Here is an 18,488-nt window from a genome sequence, read left to right as displayed (position 1 = left end):
CCGCCGGGCTACTCGCAGAAGACCCGCACCGTGGCCTCGGGGTCGTCGATGTCGATGTCCACGTCGGCCAGGTGCTCGATCAGGTCCTCGATGTCCTGCTGCTTGAGCTGGGTCAGGTCGATCGGCACCCCCGACCTGTCCAGCTCCGCGTTGACCCGGGCGAGGGCCTGCGGCGGGATCAGGCTGGTCAGCCGGACCCCGGCGCGCAGCAGTTGGAGCGGGACCCGGATGTTGACCCGGCTCATGCCGTCGCCGCCGGTGCCGTCGGCCGCGTTCACCACCAGGCGCAGGTACTTGGGCCGGGCCTTCGGGCGGGGCGGGGCCCCCGGCGCCGACTCGACGGGTTGGCGTTCGAGCGCGCCGAGCAGCCGCTCGGCCTCGTCCGCCGTGATCTTGCCCTCGGCCAGCATCTCCAGGATCTGGCGGCGCTGCTCGTTCATGGTCGTCTCCCGCTCTCCGCTCGCCGCTGGGCGGCTCATCTGACGTGTACCAGCACGGCCGTTCGGCCCTGCTCGATCTCGACCCGCGTCCCGGGCAGCGCCCACACCAGCCGCCCGACGCCGCGCAGCGCGCCCACCGGGCTCACCCGGGTGACCAGGCACGCGACCACCCCGGCCAGCACGACGAGCAGCAGCAGCGGCGACAGCACCAACACCAGCGGCAGGACCGGGAGATACAGCCGCCGCCACCGGCCATCGGCGCGGCGGTGACGCACGGTCACCAGGTGCGGGATCATCCGGGGCCCTCCAACTCGGCCAGCGCCTCCTGGGCGCTGATCTCCCCGCGCCGCAGGCGCTCGACGACATCGGCGGGGCCGCTGGGCGCCGGGTCGACGTCGACGAAGTCGAGGCGCTCGGCGATCCGCTTCAGCCGCGCCTTGACCGTCGGGTAGCTCACCCCGAAGATCCGCTCCATCTCCTTGATCGAGCCGTGCGCCCGCACGAAGGCGGCCACGAACACCTGGTCGTCGACGCTGAGTTGGGCCAGCTGCGGCGGCTCGAACTGCCCCTCGACCGCGACGCCGCTCTCCGCGAGGCGAACCCGCTCGACCACGAACGGCTGCCCGCGCGTCAGCTCCGTCAGCTCCTGCCAGTCCACCCTCGGCTCCCTACCCTTGGCCGCGCTTACCCCGCATTTGTATCTTGAGATTTTTAAGCTGTCAACGCGAGATTATTGATTTTCTTGAGGTTGGACTTTGAAAGCGGCGCCCCCGCCGCCACCGGACACGGCGACGACGGGGGCGCTACGGGAGGACGCCGGGCTCAGCGGGCCAGGCGGGTCAGCAGGTCGGCGAAGAGCGCCGGGCGGCTGAAGTAGCCGACGTGCGAGGCCGCCAGGGTGTGGACCTCGAACGGGTTGGCCGGGGTCAGCTCGTCCGCGCGGCGGATCATGACGTCCTGCACGGCCGGCGGGATGGCCCGGTCCTCGGCGAGCCGCACGAAGGTGTGGGGAACGCGGCCCCACCCCTCCGCACTGACGACGGCCCCGGCCGCCAGGACGCCGTGGTTCTCGTCGGGGTCCAGCGCGTCGAGCAGCAGCCGGAACTGGTGGTCGGTGCCGTCGGCCATGATCGCCGCCTTCAGCCGCGCGAACAGCTCGGGATCGCCGTGCGCCGCACGCCAGTTGAGCCGTACCACGCCCGGGTCCGGCACGCCGGGCACGGCGATCCGCGCCGCCGCCGCGTCGAGCAGGTTGTCGTCCTCGACGCCCCAGGGCTCGGTGAGCATGGCGGGGTCGCTGAGGCAGAGCGCGGAGAGGTAGACCACCCGGCCGACCAGCTCCGGGTGGGCGTCGGCGACGGCGCTGATCGTCAGGCCGCCCAGGCTGTTGCCGACCAGCACCGGCGGGCCGGCCGGCGCGAGCCGGCGCAGGACCGCGGCGACGTGCCGCACGTTGTCCGCGAGCGTGACCCCGCGCAGCGGGGAGGGCGCGGCGGCCAGCGCCGCCGGGTCCTGCGGCTGCCGGTAGTAGGCGGCCGGCACGTCGGCGAGGTCGCCGTGCCCCGGCAGGTCGACGGCGTACGAACGGTGGCCGCGCAGGGCCAGCTCGTTGCGCAGCGGGGTCCAGGTCCTGGCGGTCCCTGAACCGCCGTGCACCAGGACAAAAGTGGGCTGAGAACGCATAACGGGAAAACCTCGTCATCCTGAGGTCGGACATGGGGACGCGTACGACCCCGACGCCGGCGCCCGGCCGACGCCGCAGGTCAGCGCCCCGACCGCAGCCGGACGCTCGACCAGCAGTGAATGACGAGGGACATGCCGCCCAGGCTAACCAACCCCTCCGGGGACCCGCGACGCCGGGGCCCGGGCCCGGGCCCCGAGGGACCCAACGGCCGCCCGGCCCCGGCCCGTTCAGCCCTCCCTGACGGGCCGGCGGGCGCGGAAGAGGAGGAAGGCGGCGGAGGCGAAGGCGGCCAGGCGGAGGAGGAGGGGCCAGTCGTTGGCCAGCAGCTTCTCGATCTCGCCGTCGGCGAGCGGCTCGCCCCAGTTCCCGCCGAGCCGGCCCATCAGCCAGACGCCGTAGACCGTCGCGACCAGCGCCGGCATCCCGAACGTGGCCCACTGGCGCTCGCGTTGGCCGAGCCGGGGCGACCAGTACGCCAGCACCCAGCCCAGCGCCAGCGCGGGCAGCGAGCCGGCGACCGCCCCGCCGACCAGCGCCACCACGCCGGCCAGCTCGACGATCCCGCCCCGGCGCCGCCCGCCGATGACCGCCCTGGCCAGCCGGGCCCGCCGGCGCGGCCGGGGCGGGTCGGCGTCCTCGACCACCGGCTGGGTGAGGGAGGCGTCGGCCGTCTCGCGCTCCGCCTCGGCCGCCGTCAGCTCGGCCTCCGTGGCCGGCCCGGGCTCGGCGTCGGCCAGGCCGCTGGGGTGCATCAGCTCCGGAATGTCGATCCCGCCGCTGAAGCCGGCGATCTGCCCCTCGGGCCCCTGCTGCCAGCCGCTGCCGCGCGGCAGCTCCTCGGTGGGCCAGCGCATCGGCACCTCGGGCCCGTCAGCGCCCGGCGACCCCGGCCGCTCGCGCCGCGCCGGCCGCTCGCGCTGCGCGGGCAGCGGCGCGGCGGACCTGGCGGGAGGTGACGGCGCGGGAGACGGCGACGGCGAAGGTGAAGAACGTGGCCGCGCCGGCCTGTTGGTGGCGGCCGGCGGGGCGTCGCCGGCCGCGCGAGCCACCACGTCCTCGGGGCTGCCGAGCTTCCCCAGGATGCGGCGCACGGAGGCGGCGGACCGCGTCTCGGAGCCCGCGTCGGCCCGCGCGCGGCCGATCTCGTCCCGCAGCCGGTTGACCAGCCGGGCCCGTTCGGCCGACGACATGGCGGTGCCATGGGCCAGGTCGCCGACCCGGCTCAGATAGTCGAACACCAGCTGCTCGTCCTCGATCCCCACGCCACTGCCCCTGCGCTCGCCCGGCCCGGACCCCGGTGGGGCCCCCGACACTCCCCGCGTTACCCACCGATGCTACTGACGCACACCGACAGCGGGGCCCGCCGCGCGGAAACGATCCCGCGCGGCCGGCGATCCCGCGCGGCCACGGTCCCGCGCGGGTATCCGGCGGAACCTGAGAGAACACCGTTGTTCATCGCGGGTTCACCGAACGCCGTGCAACCCGCTACCCACAGCTCGTTACATGGTGAACGTCGCTCGTGGACACCGGTTTCACGCCCCCGGGAGCCCGGCGCACGGCCGTCGGCCCGCCCGCCGGCCCCGCCCGCCTCCCGTGGCGCGACGCGGCCTGACGGGCAACCGGCCCTGGCCGTTCGTTCACCGCCGAGACCACTGCCGAAACGACGCCGAGACCACCGCCGAGACCGACAGCGAGGGAGAGCCCGTGGGCGCCTGGTTGAGTTCGACTCGGGCAACCTCCGTGCCCGGCACGGGGGTTGACGGTGCGGAGGACGATGGTCCGGCCGCCGGCCTCGGGCCGGAGCGGGCCGTGGGCCCGGCGCCCATCCCGCTGGGCACGCACCCGGTGGTGCTGCTGGCCGACGCCGACGAGCGCATCCGGCAGGGGCTGACGACGCAGCTGGCCAAGTACCAGGTGTCGGTCGTGCACTGCGCCGACGGCGCCGCCGCGCTGCTGGAGGCCGGCCTGCGCAAGCCCGACGTGCTGCTGGTCTCGGCCGATCTGCCGCTGATCGACGGGGCGACCGTGCTGCGGCTCGTGCGGCGGCGGCTTTCGATTCCGGTGGTGCTGGGTGTGGGCCCGGAGGACACCGCGCAGGTGGCGCCGGCGCTGGCCGCCGGCGCGAGCGCCTGTGTCGCGCGCCCCTACCGGCCGCGCGAGGTGGCCCAGCTCCTCAGCCTGGCCGACCGGGGCCACCGGGGCTGGGACCAGCCGCTGGTCTGCGGCCCGTTGACCCTCGACCCGAGCACCTACGAGGTGCGGATGCACGGCGTCTCCACGGCCCGGCTGCCGCTGAGGGAGTTTCAGCTGCTGCACCTGCTGATGCTGCACGCCGAAAAAGTGATCACGCGTGACCAGATCAGAACGGAGTTGTGGGGCGAGGGGGCGCGGCGCTCCAACACCATCACCGTTCACATTCGGCGGCTTCGGGAGCGGCTCGGCGACGACCCGCACCACCCGGAGATCATCCAGACCGTGCGCGGCGTCGGCTACCGCCTGGTGCCCCCCGCGGGCTGACGCGCGGCCCGATCCCGGCGCGTCCCGGCCCGCTCCCGGGCCGGGACGCGCCCTTGATCACAGGCATGATCACCAGGTCTCTTCCTTAACGATTCCAACTCTCTTTGTGAAACTGCCGGTTCCGCCGAACCTATCTTTTTGTTCACCTTCTGGCCCTCACTGCTTCGCTGGCCGCTCCTACGTTCTGGGTGAAACACGTCATCGACGTCATCTCCACATCCCGGCCACGGGGCCGGTCAGGAACAAGGAGCAGGTCATGCGCAAGACGCGCGCTCGCATCGCCGCGATAGCCGTGGTGTCCGCCCTGGCGCTGGTCACGGCGTGCAGCAGCGACAACGAGAGCAACGGCAACGGCGACGGGGGCACCACGGGGGGCAACGGCGAGGGCGGCTCCGAACTGTCCGGCACCATATCGGGGGCCGGCGCCAGCTCCCAGGCCGCCGCCCAGCAGGCCTGGCAGGCCGGCTTCCTGGCCGCCAACCCGGATGTCACCGTCAACTACGACCCGGTCGGCTCCGGCGGCGGCCGTGAGCAGTTCATCGCCGGCGGCACCGACTTCGGCGGCACCGACGCCGCGCTCGCCGACGAGGAGCTGACCGCCGCGACCGAGCGCTGCGGCGAGGTCATCGAGGTCCCGGTCTATGTCTCGCCCGTCGCGCTGGTCTTCAACGTCGAGGGCGTGGACGAGCTGAACCTCCAGCCCGCCACCATCGCCGGCATCTTCAACCAGGAGATCACCACCTGGAACGACGAGGCCATCGCCGCCGACAACCCCGACGCCGAGCTGCCCGACACCCCGATCACCCCGGTCAACCGCTCCGACCCGTCGGGCACCACCGAGAACTTCGTCGAGTACCTGAGCATCGTGGCGCCCGACGCCTGGCCGCACGAGGTCAGCGACGAGTGGCCGGTCTCCGGCGGCGAGGCCGCCCAGGGCACCTCCGGCGTCGTGCAGGCCGTCTCCGGCGGCAACGGCACCATCGGCTACGCCGACGCCAGCCAGGCCCGTGACCTGCCGAGCGTCAACGTGGGCGTCGGCGAGGAGTTCGTCGCCTACTCCCCGGAGGCCGCCGCCAACGTGCTGGAGGTCTCCGAGCGGGTCGAGGGCCGGGGTCAGTACGACTTCGCCTACGAGCTGGCCCGCGACACCACCGAGGCCGGCACCTACCCGATCGTGCTCGTCTCCTACGCGATGGCCTGCGCCACCTACGAGAGCGAGGCCGAGGCCGAGCTGGTGAGGGCCTACCTCTCCTACGTGATCAGCGAGGAGGGCCAGCAGGCCGCCGCCGACGCGGCCGGCTCGGCGCCGATCTCCGACGCGCTGCGGCAGGAGCTCCAGCCCGCCATCGACGCCATCGCGGCCGGCTGACGATCCGAACGCCCCGGCGCGGGTGGCCTCCCCCGGGCGGGCGGCCACCCGCGCACGGGCCGTCGCCCCCCGGGGCGGCGGCCCCGCCCGTTCGGAGAACCAGCCTCGATGAAGGGAGCGAAGAGTGTCATCGAGCACCGAGCTGACCCACCCCGACCACCAGCCCCAACCGCCGCCCGACGCACCGCTGTTCGAGAAACCGGTGAGCCGGTTCGGGGACCGGGTGTTCTCCTCGTCGGCCATGGGCGCCGGCGTGCTGATCCTGGTCATCCTGGCCGGCGTCGCGGCGTTCCTGCTGGTCGAGGCGTGGCCGGCGCTGTGGGCCGAGCCCGACGAGGTGCCCGGCGGGGACGGCATCATCCTGTATGTCTGGCCGCTGCTCTTCGGCACGCTGCTGGCCGCGTTCTTCGCGCTGCTGCTGGCCGCGCCGCTCGCGGTGGCCATCGCGCTGTTCATCACGCACTACGCGCCGCGCCGTCTCGCGACGGCGCTCGGCTATGTGATCGACCTGCTGGCGGCCGTGCCCAGCATCATCTTCGGCCTGTGGGGCCTGTCGGAGCTGGCGCCGCTGACCGTGGAGCCGACCCGCTGGCTTGAGGAGAACCTCGGGTTCATCCCGCTCTTCGAGGGCCCGGCCTCGGCCACCGGCCGCACCATGCTGGTGGCCTCGATCGTGCTGGCCGTGATGATCCTGCCGATCACCACGGCCGTGATCAGGGAGGCGTTCCTCCAGACGCCCCGGCTACACGAGGAGGCGTCGCTGGCGCTGGGCGCGACCCGCTGGGAGATGATCCGGCAGGCCGTGCTGCCGTTCGGCCGCTCCAGCATCATCGGCGGCGCCATGCTGGGCCTGGGCCGCGCGCTGGGCGAGACGATGGCCGTGGCGATCGTGCTCTCGCCGTCCGGCGGCGTCACGTTCAACCTGATCAACAACGGCAACCCGTCCACCATCGCGGCCAACATCGCGCTGGACTTCCCCGAGTCCTCGGGCCTGGACATCAACGTGCTGATCGCCTCGGGCCTGGTCCTCTTCGCCGTCACCCTCGTGGTCAACATGACGGCCCGCGCCGTGATCAACCGCCGCCGTGACTTCTCGGGAGCCAACTGATGAGCACGTCACCGACCTCCCTGACGAAGGCGCCCGAGCCCGAGGAGCCGCCCGTGGTGCTGGAGCGCCCCGCGCTCACCCACGGCTCGCTGCCCCGCCTGGCCGCGCCGCTGGCGCTGCTGGCCTGGGTCGTGCTGGGCCTGGTGCTGCACCTGCTGCTCGACGTCAACCCGGTGGTCGCCGGGCTGGCCGCCGCCGTCGGCTACACGCTGCTGGTCTGCGGCTGGTCGCGGGCGGTCGAGGGCGCGCGCAAGGCGCAGGACCGGCTGGTGACGGCGATCGTCACCTCGGCGTTCCTGGTGGCGCTGCTGCCGCTGGTCTCCGTGCTGGGCGCGGTGTTGGCGCGGGGCGTCGAGCGCTTCGACGCCGACTTCTTCAACAACTCGATGCGCGGCGTGGTCGGCGAGGGCGGCGGCGCGCACCACGCGCTGATGGGCACGCTGATCGTGACCGGCCTGGCCACCCTGATCTCGGTGCCGATCGGGCTGCTGACCGCGATCTACCTGGTGGAGTACGGGCGCGGCGCGCTGGCCCGCTACATCACGTTCTTCGTCGACGTCATGACCGGCATCCCGTCCATCGTGGCCGGCCTGTTCGCCTACGCGCTCTTCGAGCTGTTCTTCGGCGCCGGGGTGCGGATGGGCATCATGGGCTCGGTCGCGCTGAGCGTGCTGATGATCCCGGTGGTGGTGCGTTCCACCGAGGAGATGCTCAAGCTGGTGCCCAACGAGCTGCGCGAGGCGTCGATGGCGCTGGCCGTGCCGAAGTGGCGCACCGTCGTCAGGGTCGTGCTGCCGACCGCGCTGGCCGGCATCGCCACCGGCGTCACCCTGGCCATCGCCCGGGTCATCGGCGAGACGGCGCCGCTGCTGGTCACGGTCGGCATCACCGCGAGCGACAACTTCAACCCCTTCGACGACCGGATGGCGACGCTCTCGGTCTTCTCCTACAACCAGTACGCGACGCCGGGCATCCCGCCCGAGCCGTTCCTGGACCGGGCGTGGGCGGCGGCGTTCACGCTGATCCTCATCGTGATGGCGCTCAACCTCGTGGCGCGCCTGATCTCCCGCCTGTTCGCCCCGAAGACCCGCGCCTGACGGCCGCAGGGACCGGGTTCACACCGTCCACACCGGACACGCAGAGGAAGCGAAGCACCGTGGCCAAGCGCATCGAGGTCAAGGATCTCGACATCTACTACGACAAGTTCCTGGCCGTGCAGGGCGTCTCGATGACGATAGAGCCGCGCTCGGTCACCGCCCTGATCGGGCCCTCGGGGTGTGGCAAGTCCACGTTCCTGCGCACCCTGAACCGGATGCACGAACTGGTGCCCAAGGCGCGCGCCGTCGGCAAGGTCCTGATGGACGGGCACGACCTGTACGGCCCGCAGGTGGACCCGGTCGCGGTGCGCCGGCACATCGGGATGGTCTTCCAGCGGCCCAACCCGTTCCCCACCATGTCGATCTACGACAACGTGGTGGCCGGCGTGCGGCTGAACAGCAAGCGGATGAAGCGATCCGAGATGGACGCGCTGGTGGAACGCTCGCTGCGGTCGGCGAACCTCTGGGAGGAGGTCAAGGACCGGCTGAAGCGGCCCGGTTCGGGCCTGTCGGGCGGGCAGCAGCAGCGGCTGTGCATCGCGCGGGCGATCGCGGTGCAGCCGGACGTGCTGCTGATGGACGAGCCCTGCTCGGCGCTCGACCCGATCTCCACCCAGGCGATCGAGGACCTGATGCTGGAGCTGAAGCAGCAGTACACCATCGTCATCGTGACCCACAACATGCAGCAGGCGGCGCGGGTCAGCGACGTGACGGGCTTCTTCAACCTGCGGTCCATCGGCGAGCCGGGCGGGCTGGTGGAGATGGACGAGACGACGAAGATCTTCTCCTCCCCCAGCAACAAGGCGACCGAGGACTACGTCTCCGGCCGCTTCGGCTGACGCCGAACCTCCCCGGCTCCGCCGAAAAAGGGCGGGTGGGTGGGAAAAAGGACGCCCGCCCCGGACGCCCCGCACCCGCCCAACCCGCCGTCCCACGGAACCACGCCTCGTTCCCCGAACGCACAGCGCTAGAGCGTCCTGGCGATGTGGTGGATCAGCTGCCGGGACTCCTCCGGGTCCAGCGACCGCGTGGTCGCCCGGCCGAAGAAGATCCGGTAGTGCGCCAGCTGGTCGTCCGCGCCCAACAGCCCGCCGCCGGTGGGCCCGTCGACGAGGACCGTGTCCAACTGCGGCACCACGCCGTGCACATAGAGCATCGGCTGGGTGACCTCGTAGAAGTCCTCGTTGGTGAACGGGATGACCCGCACCGTCACCTGCGGCATGTCCGCCGCCTCCATCAGCGTCTCCAGCTGGCGCCTGGCGACCTTCCGCCCCCCGAACCGCATGTGCAGCGCCGCCTCGTGGAGGAACGCGGAGAACGGTGGCGGGTTCTCCCGTTCCAGGACCGCCTTGCGGCGCATCCGGTGCGCCACCCGCACGTCGATCTCCTCCTCGGTGGGCTCGGGCAGCCCACCCCGGAACAGCGCCCGCGCGTAGTCCTCGGTCTGCAACAGGCCCGGTACCGTCACGGTCTGGAGGGTGCGCAGCGCCGTGGCATGGTGCTCCAGCTCGGCGACCGCCAGATACTGAGAGGCAAGGGTGCCACGATATTCGTCCCACCAGAACTGGCCACGGTGCTCCCTGGCGATCGCGCAGAGCGCCTCAAGCAGCGCCTCGTCGACGCATCCGTAGAAGTCGGCGAGCTTGCGGATGCGCTCCTCACTGACGCCGATGCGCCCGGACTCTATGTGGCTGATCTTCCCCTGGTCGGTGCCCAGCATGGCCGCCGTCTCGCGCGCGGTACGCCCCGCCGCCACCCTCAACTTGCGCAGTTCGGCGCCGAGTCGGGCCTGTCGGGCGGTCGGGTTCTCCCTCGGCGGCATCGTCGATCAGGTCCTTCCGTTGACTGGTTTCCGAGTCTGCCGCGCCCCGACCGCGACAGTCCACTCGCCTACCGGGCCCTCAATGGCACGGTTGCCCCGGAGCAAAGGACAACAAAAACGGTTCAGCCGACGCGCTCCACCGCGCCAGGCCATGTCACCCGGGACCGACTGCCGCTACGGTTGGCAGGATGACCAGCGGTTCCATCGACAGCCCTCGCACCCTCGCGGACGAACTGCGCTCCCGTTCCGACGCGGAGCTGTCCGAGCTGCTGCGCGCCCGACCCGACCTGCTCTCCCCGCTGCCCGGCGACCTCTCCCAGCTCGCGACGCGAGCCGGCGCGCGCACCTCCGTGGTGCGCGCCCTGGAGCATCTCGACACCTTCACCCTCCAGACGGCCGAAGCGTTGGCCATCGCCGAGCGCCCCTGTTCGCAACACGCGCTCACCGCGCTGCTGCCCGGCGGCGAGGAACGGCTGCCCGAGGCGCTCGCCACGCTGCGCTCCCGGGCGCTGCTGTGGGGGCGCGCGGACGCGCTCCGACTGGTGCGCGTCGCCCAGGAGTTGCTCGCGCCCAGCGCCGGCCGGCCCAGCGCCACCGGCCTCGGCCCGACGCTGGCCGAGGCGGCCGCCGGGATGGCGCCCAGCCGCACCCAGGCGCTGCTCACCGCGTGCGGGCTGCCGCCCACCCACGACCCGGTGAGCGCGATCGCCGCGCTCGGCGCGCTCTTCCGCGCCCCGGAACGGCTGGCCGCGCTGCTGGCCGAGGCGCCGGAGGCCGCCAGGTCCGCACTGGACCGGCTGACCTGGGGCCCGCCCTACGGCACGCTCGGCAGCGGCGCTGACGCCGCCCGCTCCGGGGCCCCGCTGCGCTGGCTCCTCGACCGGGGCCTGCTGATGCCCACCCAGCCGGGCACCGTGGTGCTGCCCAGGGAGGTCGCGCTGACCCTGCGCGGCGGCCGCGCGCACCGCGAGCCGCGCCCGGAGCCGCCGCCGGTGGCCGCCGTCGCCGAGCACGCCGCCGAGCTGGTCGACGCGACGGCGGCCGGCGCGGCGCAGCGCGCCGTGGACACCGTCGAGGAGCTGCTGACCTCCTGGGAGCACGAGGGCCCGGCCGTGCTGCGCTCCGGCGGGCTGGGCGTGCGGGAGCTGAAGCGGGTCGCGGTGACCCTGGACGTGCCCGAGCCCGAGGCGGTGTTCTGGCTGGAACTCGCCTACGCCGCCGGCCTGGTGGCCTCCGACGGCGAGGCCGACGAACGCTATGCGCCGACCCCCGCCTACGACGCGTGGCTGGCCGCGCCCACCGGCGAACGCTGGCTGCGGCTGGCCACCGCCTGGCTGGCCGGGACCCGGGTGCCGGCCCTGGTCGGCACCCGCGACGGCAAGGGCCGGCTGCTGGCGGCGCTCGGCAGCGGCCTGGACCGGGGCCCGGCCGCCGCGCTGCGGCACCGGGTGCTGGAGCTGCTGGCCGCGCTGCCGCCCGGCGGCGCGGCCGACCCGGTCGCGGTGCGCCGCCGGCTGCACTGGGAGTGGCCGCGCCGGCTGACCGACGAGGCCAGGGAACGGCTGGCCGCTGCCGCGCTCGCCGAGGCGGAGACGCTGGGCGTCACCGGGCGCGGCGCGCTCGCCTCCCACGCCCGCCCGCTGCTGGCCGAGCCGCCCCGACCGGCGGCGGCCGCCGAGGCGTTGGCGCCGCTCTTCCCCGAGCCGGTGGACCATGTGCTGCTCCAGGCCGACCTGACGGCGATCGCGCCCGGGCCGCTCCGCCGCGACCTGCGGGCGACGATGGCGCTGGCCGCCGACGTGGAGTCCACCGGCGGCGCCACCGTCTACCGGTTCACCCCGGCGTCCGTCCGCCGGGCGCTGGACGCCGGCCTGACCACGGACGAGCTGCACGCGTTCCTCGCGGAGGTCTCCCGCACGCCGGTGCCGCAGCCGCTGGACTACCTGGTGGACGACGTGGCCAGGCGGCACGGCCGGCTGCGGGTCGGCGCCGCGACCAGCTATCTGCGGTCGGAGGACGAGACGGCGCTCGGGCAACTGCTCGCCGACCGGCGGTGCGAGCCGCTGCGGCTGCGCCGGATCGCGCCCACGGTGCTGGTCTCCTCGCTGTCGCCGGACCAACTGTTGCTGCGGCTGCGCGAGTTGGGGCAGGCGCCGGCGGCCGAGACGGCGGAGGGCGCGGTGCTGACGCTGCGCGCCGAGCCGCGCCGCACGCCGGCGCGCAGCGCGCCCGTGCCGGCGCCCGACACCCCGCCGCCCGCCGACGACGCGCTGCTGGACGCCGCCGTGCGCGCCGTGCGCGCCGGCGACCACGCGGCGGGCGCGGCGCCCCGGCCGGCCGGCGCCAAGGCGCCCGAGCCGGTCGGGCCGCCGCCACGCACCCCGGCGACCGAGACGCTGAACACGCTGCGCGCCGCCGCCGAGACCGGCGGCCTGGTCGCCATCGGCTATGTGGGCGCCGACGGCGTCGCCGGCCACCATGTGCTGGCGCCGGTGCGGGTCACCGGCGGCTTCGTCACCGCGTTCGACCACACGGCGGACGAGGTCCGCACCTACCCGCTGCACCGCATCGCCGGCGCCGTCCCCGTGGAGTAGGCCCGCCCGTTCCCCGGCTGTCGGTGCGGGGTGTTTCACTGGAGAGCTGACGCCACCCGTCGCGGGCGGCGCGGGGAAGCCGGTTGGTCGGAGGTAAGGGTGTCCTGCTTGATCGTGCAGAGCGACAAGACGCTGCTGCTTGAGGTGGACCACGAGCAGGCCGAGGCCTGCCGCCGCGCCATCGCCCCGTTCGCCGAGTTGGAGCGCGCGCCGGAGCACATCCACACCTACCGGGTCACGCCGCTGGGCCTGTGGAACGCGCGGGCCGCCGGCCACGACGCCGAGCAGGTCGTCGACGCCCTGATGCGGTACTCGCGTTACCCCGTTCCCCAGGCCCTGCTGGTCGACGTCGCCGAGACCATGGCCCGCTACGGCCGGCTCTCCCTGGTCAAGCACCCGACGCACGGCCTGGTGTTGACCACCACCGATCGGCCCGTCCTCACCGAGGTGCTGCGTGCCAAGCGCATCCAGCCGCTGGTCGGCGCGCGGATCGACGAGGACACGGTGGCCGTCCACCCGTCCGAACGCGGCCAGATCAAGCAGCAGTTGCTCAAGCTGGGTTGGCCGGCCGAGGACCTCGCCGGCTATGTGGACGGCGAGGCGCACCCCATCGAGCTGGTCGAGGACGGCTGGTCGCTGCGCGCCTACCAGCGGCAGGCCGTCGAGGGTTTCTGGCACGGTGGCTCGGGCGTCGTCGTCCTGCCGTGCGGCGCTGGCAAGACGCTGGTCGGAGCGGGGGCGATGGCGACCGCCAAGTGCACCACGCTGATCCTGGTCACCAACACGGTCGCCGCCCGCCAGTGGAAGAGCGAGCTGGTGCGCCGCACCTCGCTCACCGAGGACGAGATCGGCGAGTACAGCGGCGCCCGCAAGGAGATCCGCCCGGTCACCATCGCCACCTACCAGGTGCTGACCACCCGGCGGAAGGGCGTCTACCCGCACCTGGAGCTGTTCGACTCCCGCGACTGGGGCCTGATCGTCTACGACGAGGTGCACCTGCTGCCGGCGCCGGTCTTCAAGTTCACCGCCGACCTCCAGGCCCGCCGCCGGCTCGGGCTGACCGCGACGCTGGTGCGGGAGGACGGCCGGGAGTCCGACGTGTTCTCGCTGATCGGGCCCAAGCGCTTCGACGCGCCCTGGCGCGAGATCGAGGCGCAGGGCTATATCGCGCCGGCCGACTGCGTCGAGGTGCGGGTGGACCTCAGCGAGTCCGAGCGCCTCGCCTACGCCATGGCCGAACCCGAGGAGCGGTACCGCTTCTGTGCCACCACCGACGCCAAGCGCCGGGTCGCCGAGGCGCTGGTCCGCAGGCACGGCACCGAGCAGACCCTGGTCATCGGCCAGTACATCGACCAACTCGACGAGCTGGGCGAGCAGTTGGACGCGCCCGTGATCAAGGGCGAGACCAGCAACGCCAGGCGCGAGGAGCTGTTCAACGCATTCCGCTCCGGCGAGGTGCGGGTGCTGGTGGTCTCCAAGGTGGCCAACTTCTCCGTGGACCTGCCCGAGGCGACGGTCGCGATCCAGGTCTCCGGCACCTTCGGCTCCCGGCAGGAGGAGGCGCAGCGGCTGGGCCGGGTGCTGCGGCCGAAGGCCGACGGGCACGAGGCCAGGTTCTACTCGGTGGTCGCCCGCGACACCATCGACCAGGACTTCGCCGCCCACCGCCAGCGCTTCCTCGCCGAACAGGGCTACGCCTACCGGATCGTGGACGCCTCCGACCTGCCGGCCGACGACCAGCCGGCGTGACGCGAAGGCGCGGAGGCGCGCTGAACGAGTGGGGCCGGAACCTGGTCGCCTACCTCGTGATCTGGCCGCTCGCCGTGGTGGGCGTCGCCGGCTTCGGCGAGATGAGCTGGTCGCTCGGCACCCGCGCCTGGCAGGAGTACCGGACCGGCAGGGGCGAGGAGGGCGTGCCCGGCTCCGCCGCCGTCACCGAGATCGAGGAACGGTCCAGCGGCCGGGGCAGGACGTATGTCTGCTGGGGTACCTTCACCCCGGACGACGGCGGCCCCGTCCGCACCAACCTGCGGATACGCGCGCCGGGCGACTGCCGCGACGCCGACCTGAGCGAGGTCCGCCTGCTCTCCGGCGACGAGAGCGGCGCCGTCCGCGTCGACGACCCCGACACCATCGTGACGGTGGGCGGCTTCCACTGGCTCGGCAACGCCGCCTGGGCGCTGCTGCTGTCCGCCGTGACGGCCGGCTGCGCGCTGCTCGCGCTCGGCCCGCCGACCACCGCCACGCTCTGGCTGGTCCGCCGCCTGACGGGGGCACCTCCCAGGCCCCCCAGACCTGGGGGAGGACCGGACGCCGAAGGCGGCTGACCGGGCGGGCCGGGGCCACCCGCTCCGCGCCGGCCACCGGTCGGCGCGCCGCCGTGGTCCTGTCGCCGCCGCTGTCGGCGGTCCAGGTGGCGTCCGGTGCGAGCAGCGCGAGCGGGCCCGCGAGGTCACCGGATCGAGACCGACTCGGCGAGCGCCACGTCCACCGGGGCGTCCCTCTCGTCGAGCGGCAGGGGTTCGGGCAGCCACGGGCCGACGCGGTCCTCGCGACGGCGGCCCGACCACGCACCAGGCCCGCCTCAGGCCGGGCGGCGGACCCCGGCCTCGGCGGCGAGGCCGTCCCGCCCCAGGACCACCACGTCGAAGGCCGCCGAGCCGAAGACCCCGACGGCCCGCAGCGCGCGGCCGATCCGCCCACCCGTCGTGGACCGGCCGCGCACGTTCCCCACCGGGGTCCGCGCCCCGTTCCCGCCCCTGCTCACCGTGCTGTTCATGACTCCAGCCTGTCCCGGCCTGGTGGTCGGCGGCATCGGCCGTGGGGCCGATTCGCTCCCCCAGGGGTTCGGGGCGCCGCACCCCGGGGTCCCTCAGGGTTCGCCCCTGAGAGCCGGGCGGAGCCGGGCACCGCACCCGCCGCGAAAAACGATTTGCGCGCCCTCCCGGAAGCACCCTAGGCTCCCGTGCCTCTCCCTCCTCCCGAGCCGGCGGCCGGCGCCCCGAGCGCCGCGCGCCCGCGCCCAGGGCAGGAGCCGCCCGGACGGCAACCGGACGGCAGCCACCACCAGCCCGCCGCGCGACCCGGAGGCCCCGCCATGTGTGCTTCACCCCCGCCCGCCCACGCCCAGGACCCGCTGGAGGCGGAACGGGCCCATCTCGCCGCGTCCCGCGCCGCGTTGCGCGCCATGCGGAAACACACCGAGTCGCTCGACATCCGCGACGTCACCGCGAACTGGGTCAACGCCGAGGTCCTCGCCAGCGAGATCGCGCAGCGGATCAAGGCCCTCGCCGACCTCGCCGACACCCCGCTCTTCTTCGGCCGCCTCGACTACCACCGCCGCGTCGACGCCGACGGGGAACACGGCTACCGCTTCTACATCGGCCGCCGCCATGTGCACGACGCCAAGGGCGACCCGATGGTGATCGACTGGCGGGCGCCGGTCTCCCAGCCCTTCTACCAGGCGTCGAAGAAGGACCCCAAGGACGTCGAACTGCGCCGCCGCTTCGGCTACGACGGCGGCGAACTGACCGCGTACGAGGACGAACACCTCAGCGACCCCGACGAGGAGGAGACCGTCAGCGCGCTCCTCCAGCGCGAGATCGAGAAGCCGCGCGTCGGCCCCATGCGCGACATCGTCGCCACCATCCAGCCGGAACAGGACGAGATCGTCCGGGGCGCGCTCAGCGAGACGGTCTGCGTGCAGGGCGGCCCCGGCACCGGGAAGACCGCCGTCGGCCTGCACCGGGTCGCCTTCCTCCTCTACGCCCACCGGGAACGGCTGGCCCGCAGCGGCACCCTGGTGATCGGCCCCAACCGGTCGTTCCTGCGCTATATCGAGCAGGTTCTGCCCACGCTGGGCGAGTTGGAGGTCAAACAGGCCACCGTCGACGAACTGGTGGCCCATGTCGAGGTGCGCGGCGAGGACGACGCGACGGCCGCCACCCTCAAGGGCGACGCGCGGATGGCGCGGGTGCTGCGCCGCGCGGTCCGGGCCGGCGTGACGCTGCCGAAGGAGCCGGTCATGGTGGTGCGCGGCTCCCGCCGCTGGCGGGTCCCGGTCCACGAACTGACCGAGATGGTCGAGGAGTTGCTCGCCAGGGACATCCGCTACGCGGCGGCAGGCGAGGCCCTGCCGCAGCGGATCGCGCACGCCGTGCTGGTCCGCATGGAACAGGCCGGCGAGGCCCCCGACGACCGGGTGCAGAACGCGGTGGCCCGCAACGCGGCGGTCAAGGCCGCCGTCAAGGCGATCTGGCCGCCCGTCAACCCCGCCAAGCTGGTGCTGCGGCTCCTCTCCGAACCCGCGTTCCTCGCCGAACAGGCCGAGGGCATCCTCACCGCCGAGGAACAGCGGGCGATCCTCTGGGCCAAGCCGCCGCGCAGCGTGCGTTCCGCCGCCTGGTCCCGCGCCGACGCGGTGCTCATCGACGAGGCCCACGACCTGGTCAGCCGCACCGGTTCGCTGGGGCACGTGGTGCTGGACGAGGCGCAGGACCTCTCCCCCATGCAGTACCGGGCCGTGGGCCGCCGGTGCAGCACCGGTTCGGCGACCGTGCTCGGCGACATCGCGCAGGGCACCACCCCCTGGGCGACGGGCAGTTGGGCCGAGGCGCTGCGCCACCTGGGCAAGGAGGCCGCGCACGTCGAGGAGCTGACCCAGGGCTTCCGGGTGCCGCGCGAGGTCATCGCCTACGCCTCCCGCCTGCTGCCGGCGATCGCGCCGCAGCTGCGCGAGGCGACCTCGATCCGGGAGGCGCCGGGCTCGTTCGCGGTCGACCGGGTCGAACCGGCGGAGCTGACCCCGGCGACCCTCGCCGCCTGCCGCGCGGCCCTGGAGAACCCCGGCTCCACCGGCCTGATCGCCGCCGACGCCCGCATCCCCGCGCTCCGCGCGGCCCTGGCCGCCGCCGGGCTGCCCCACGTGGAGCCGGGCGAGGAGACGGACAGCACGACGCGCCTGACGCTGGTGCCCGCCTCGCTGGCGAAGGGCCTGGAGTACGACCATGTCGTCCTCGACGAGCCACAGGCGGTCGTCGACGGCGAACCCGACCGCCGCACCGGCCTCCGCCGCCTCTACGTCGCCCTCACCCGGGCCGTCTCCGGCCTCACCATCACCCACGCGGCCCCCCTGCCGGCCGAGCTGCAACGCTGACCGCTGGCCGCTGGGCTCTCGGGGACGCCGGGCCCTGGGGCCCGGCGGCTGCGCTTGCCGCGCAGGGGCGCGCCGGGGCGCACGGGCCCCTGCGGGGCCCGATGCGGACGCGCCGCCGCGCGAGGCCCGAGCCGAGCGCAGGGGGCGCTGCCGACCCGAACGCGCAAGCTACCGCGCGGATCGCCGCACGCCGGCCGATGCGAGGCGCTTGCCGCAAGGCGCGCGGGGGCGCGCCCGGGGCACACGGGCCCCTGCGGGGCCCGATGCGGACGCGCCAGCGCAGCCTCGCCTTGTGGGCCCCAGCACAGGCGCGACCAGCGCCGGGCGCGCCGCCGCCCAGTCCGCCCAACGCCCGCCGGCGCGAAGCATCCCGCCGCCGGCGGAACGCGGCGCAGCCGCGCCGGGCCCGCAGGGGCAAACCGGGCCCCACCCGCTGCCGGGCACGGGCCCCGCAGGGACCCGAACCAGCCCCGCCCCGCCCGGCAAGGGCCACCGGCAGAGCCCGGCGCAGCCGAACCAGCCCCGCAATGGCCACCGAGAAACCCGCCGCCGCCGAACCAACCCCCCAGGGGCACACCGGGCCCCACCCGCTGCCGGGCACGGGCCCCGCAGGGACCCGAACCAGCCCCGCCCCGCCCGGCAAGGGCCACCGGCAGAGCCCGGCGCAGCCGAACCAGCCCCGCAATGGCCACCGAGAAACCC

The 18,488-nt window shown here is 74.0% G+C and carries 16 protein-coding genes and 1 pseudogene; 9 read left to right on the top strand and 8 right to left on the bottom strand.

Annotation, left to right across the window (positions count from 1 at the left end):
• Positions 1–8: 8 nt before the first annotated feature.
• From FH609_RS13100 to FH609_RS13080, 5 genes are all read right to left on the bottom strand, one after another.
• Entirely contained in the window at positions 9–440 is a 432-nt protein-coding gene (locus tag FH609_RS13100) for an SHOCT-like domain-containing protein (RefSeq protein ID WP_139669051.1), read from the bottom strand.
• Between the two features lie 35 nt (positions 441–475).
• On the bottom strand, positions 476–736 hold the full coding sequence (locus FH609_RS13095; RefSeq protein WP_139669050.1) for a hypothetical protein: 261 nt from the start codon (positions 734–736) through the stop codon (positions 476–478).
• Positions 733–1,098 (bottom strand): DUF2089 domain-containing protein, encoded by a 366-nt coding sequence (locus FH609_RS13090; protein ID WP_139669049.1) that lies wholly within the window; start codon positions 1,096–1,098, stop codon positions 733–735. Before FH609_RS13090 ends, FH609_RS13095 begins: the two co-directional genes overlap by 4 nt.
• 164 nt (positions 1,099–1,262) lie before the next feature.
• The gene (locus FH609_RS13085; protein WP_139669048.1) at positions 1,263–2,123 is read right to left on the bottom strand and encodes an alpha/beta fold hydrolase; all 861 of its coding nucleotides are present in this window, start codon (positions 2,121–2,123) and stop codon (positions 1,263–1,265) included.
• Between the two features lie 228 nt (positions 2,124–2,351).
• A complete protein-coding gene (locus FH609_RS13080; RefSeq protein ID WP_139669047.1) occupies positions 2,352–3,386 on the bottom strand; it encodes a hypothetical protein in 1,035 nt (344 codons plus the stop codon).
• A gap of 547 nt (positions 3,387–3,933) precedes the next feature.
• Between FH609_RS13080 and FH609_RS13075 the strand changes: the two genes are divergently transcribed.
• The 5 genes from FH609_RS13075 (at position 3,934) to pstB (ending at position 9,054) form a co-directional block, all read left to right on the top strand.
• Positions 3,934–4,641, top strand: coding sequence for a response regulator transcription factor (locus FH609_RS13075; protein ID WP_226961621.1), 708 nt, complete (start codon positions 3,934–3,936; stop codon positions 4,639–4,641).
• 256 nt (positions 4,642–4,897) lie between these two features.
• On the top strand, positions 4,898–6,010 hold the full coding sequence (pstS, locus tag FH609_RS13070) for a phosphate ABC transporter substrate-binding protein PstS (RefSeq protein ID WP_139669046.1): 1,113 nt from the start codon (positions 4,898–4,900) through the stop codon (positions 6,008–6,010).
• Between the two features lie 124 nt (positions 6,011–6,134).
• Positions 6,135–7,118, top strand: a complete 984-nt coding sequence (pstC, locus tag FH609_RS13065) for a phosphate ABC transporter permease subunit PstC (protein ID WP_226961620.1) — start codon at positions 6,135–6,137, stop codon at positions 7,116–7,118.
• The gene (pstA, locus tag FH609_RS13060; RefSeq protein WP_139669045.1) at positions 7,118–8,215 is read left to right on the top strand and encodes a phosphate ABC transporter permease PstA; all 1,098 of its coding nucleotides are present in this window, start codon (positions 7,118–7,120) and stop codon (positions 8,213–8,215) included. The genes pstC and pstA overlap by 1 nt, the downstream gene beginning before the upstream one ends.
• Positions 8,216–8,274: 59 nt before the next feature.
• Positions 8,275–9,054, top strand: coding sequence for a phosphate ABC transporter ATP-binding protein PstB (gene pstB / locus FH609_RS13055; RefSeq protein WP_139669044.1), 780 nt, complete (start codon positions 8,275–8,277; stop codon positions 9,052–9,054).
• A 128-nt stretch (positions 9,055–9,182) separates the two neighbouring features.
• Here pstB and FH609_RS13050 read toward each other — a convergent pair whose 3' ends face one another.
• Complete coding sequence (locus tag FH609_RS13050) at positions 9,183–10,037, bottom strand: helix-turn-helix domain-containing protein (RefSeq protein WP_139669042.1); 855 nt, start codon at positions 10,035–10,037, stop codon at positions 9,183–9,185.
• A gap of 188 nt (positions 10,038–10,225) precedes the next feature.
• Between FH609_RS13050 and FH609_RS13045 the strand changes: the two genes are divergently transcribed.
• From FH609_RS13045 to FH609_RS13035, 3 genes are all read left to right on the top strand, one after another.
• Positions 10,226–12,631, top strand: a complete 2,406-nt coding sequence (locus FH609_RS13045) for a helicase-associated domain-containing protein (RefSeq protein ID WP_139669040.1) — start codon at positions 10,226–10,228, stop codon at positions 12,629–12,631.
• Positions 12,632–12,730: 99 nt separating this feature from the next.
• The gene (locus FH609_RS13040) at positions 12,731–14,380 is read left to right on the top strand and encodes a DNA repair helicase XPB (protein WP_139669038.1); all 1,650 of its coding nucleotides are present in this window, start codon (positions 12,731–12,733) and stop codon (positions 14,378–14,380) included.
• Positions 14,377–14,958, top strand: coding sequence for a hypothetical protein (locus FH609_RS13035; protein WP_139669036.1), 582 nt, complete (start codon positions 14,377–14,379; stop codon positions 14,956–14,958). Before FH609_RS13040 ends, FH609_RS13035 begins: the two co-directional genes overlap by 4 nt.
• Before the next feature lie 131 nt (positions 14,959–15,089).
• On the opposite strand, the pseudogene FH609_RS31635 reads toward FH609_RS13035, so the two are convergent.
• Together FH609_RS31635 and FH609_RS13025 are read right to left on the bottom strand one after the other, a co-directional pair.
• A pseudogene (locus FH609_RS31635) lies at positions 15,090–15,194 on the bottom strand (RNA polymerase subunit sigma-24); the annotation flags it as partial.
• Between the two features lie 21 nt (positions 15,195–15,215).
• A complete protein-coding gene (locus FH609_RS13025; protein WP_139669034.1) occupies positions 15,216–15,410 on the bottom strand; it encodes a hypothetical protein in 195 nt (64 codons plus the stop codon).
• A 318-nt stretch (positions 15,411–15,728) separates the two neighbouring features.
• On the opposite strand from FH609_RS13025, the gene FH609_RS13020 reads away from it, so the two are divergent.
• Entirely contained in the window at positions 15,729–17,786 is a 2,058-nt protein-coding gene (locus FH609_RS13020; RefSeq protein WP_139669032.1) for a HelD family protein, read from the top strand.
• Positions 17,787–18,488: the final 702 nt, after the last annotated feature.

The sequence above is a fragment of the Streptomyces sp. 3MP-14 genome (assembly GCF_006334905.2).
Classification (GTDB): domain Bacteria; phylum Actinomycetota; class Actinomycetes; order Streptomycetales; family Streptomycetaceae; genus Streptomyces; species Streptomyces triticirhizae.
Note: the sequence above shows the minus strand (reverse complement) of the source record. Positions and strands in the feature narration are given on the sequence as shown.

Excerpts from the sequence above, each read along its gene's own strand:
- pstS (WP_139669046.1), top strand. The coding sequence starts at position 4,898 with ATGCGCAAGACGCGCGCTCGCATCGCCGCGATAGCCGTGGTGTCCGCC.
- FH609_RS13020 (WP_139669032.1), top strand. The coding sequence starts at position 15,729 with ATGTGTGCTTCACCCCCGCCCGCCCACGCCCAGGACCCGCTGGAGGCG.
- FH609_RS13045 (WP_139669040.1), top strand. The coding sequence starts at position 10,226 with ATGACCAGCGGTTCCATCGACAGCCCTCGCACCCTCGCGGACGAACTG.
- FH609_RS13095 (WP_139669050.1), bottom strand. The coding sequence starts at position 736 with ATGATCCCGCACCTGGTGACCGTGCGTCACCGCCGCGCCGATGGCCGG.
- FH609_RS13100 (WP_139669051.1), bottom strand. The coding sequence starts at position 440 with ATGAACGAGCAGCGCCGCCAGATCCTGGAGATGCTGGCCGAGGGCAAG.
- pstA (WP_139669045.1), top strand. The coding sequence starts at position 7,118 with ATGAGCACGTCACCGACCTCCCTGACGAAGGCGCCCGAGCCCGAGGAG.
- FH609_RS13085 (WP_139669048.1), bottom strand. The coding sequence starts at position 2,123 with ATGCGTTCTCAGCCCACTTTTGTCCTGGTGCACGGCGGTTCAGGGACC.
- FH609_RS13050 (WP_139669042.1), bottom strand. The coding sequence starts at position 10,037 with ATGCCGCCGAGGGAGAACCCGACCGCCCGACAGGCCCGACTCGGCGCC.
- FH609_RS13025 (WP_139669034.1), bottom strand. The coding sequence starts at position 15,410 with ATGAACAGCACGGTGAGCAGGGGCGGGAACGGGGCGCGGACCCCGGTG.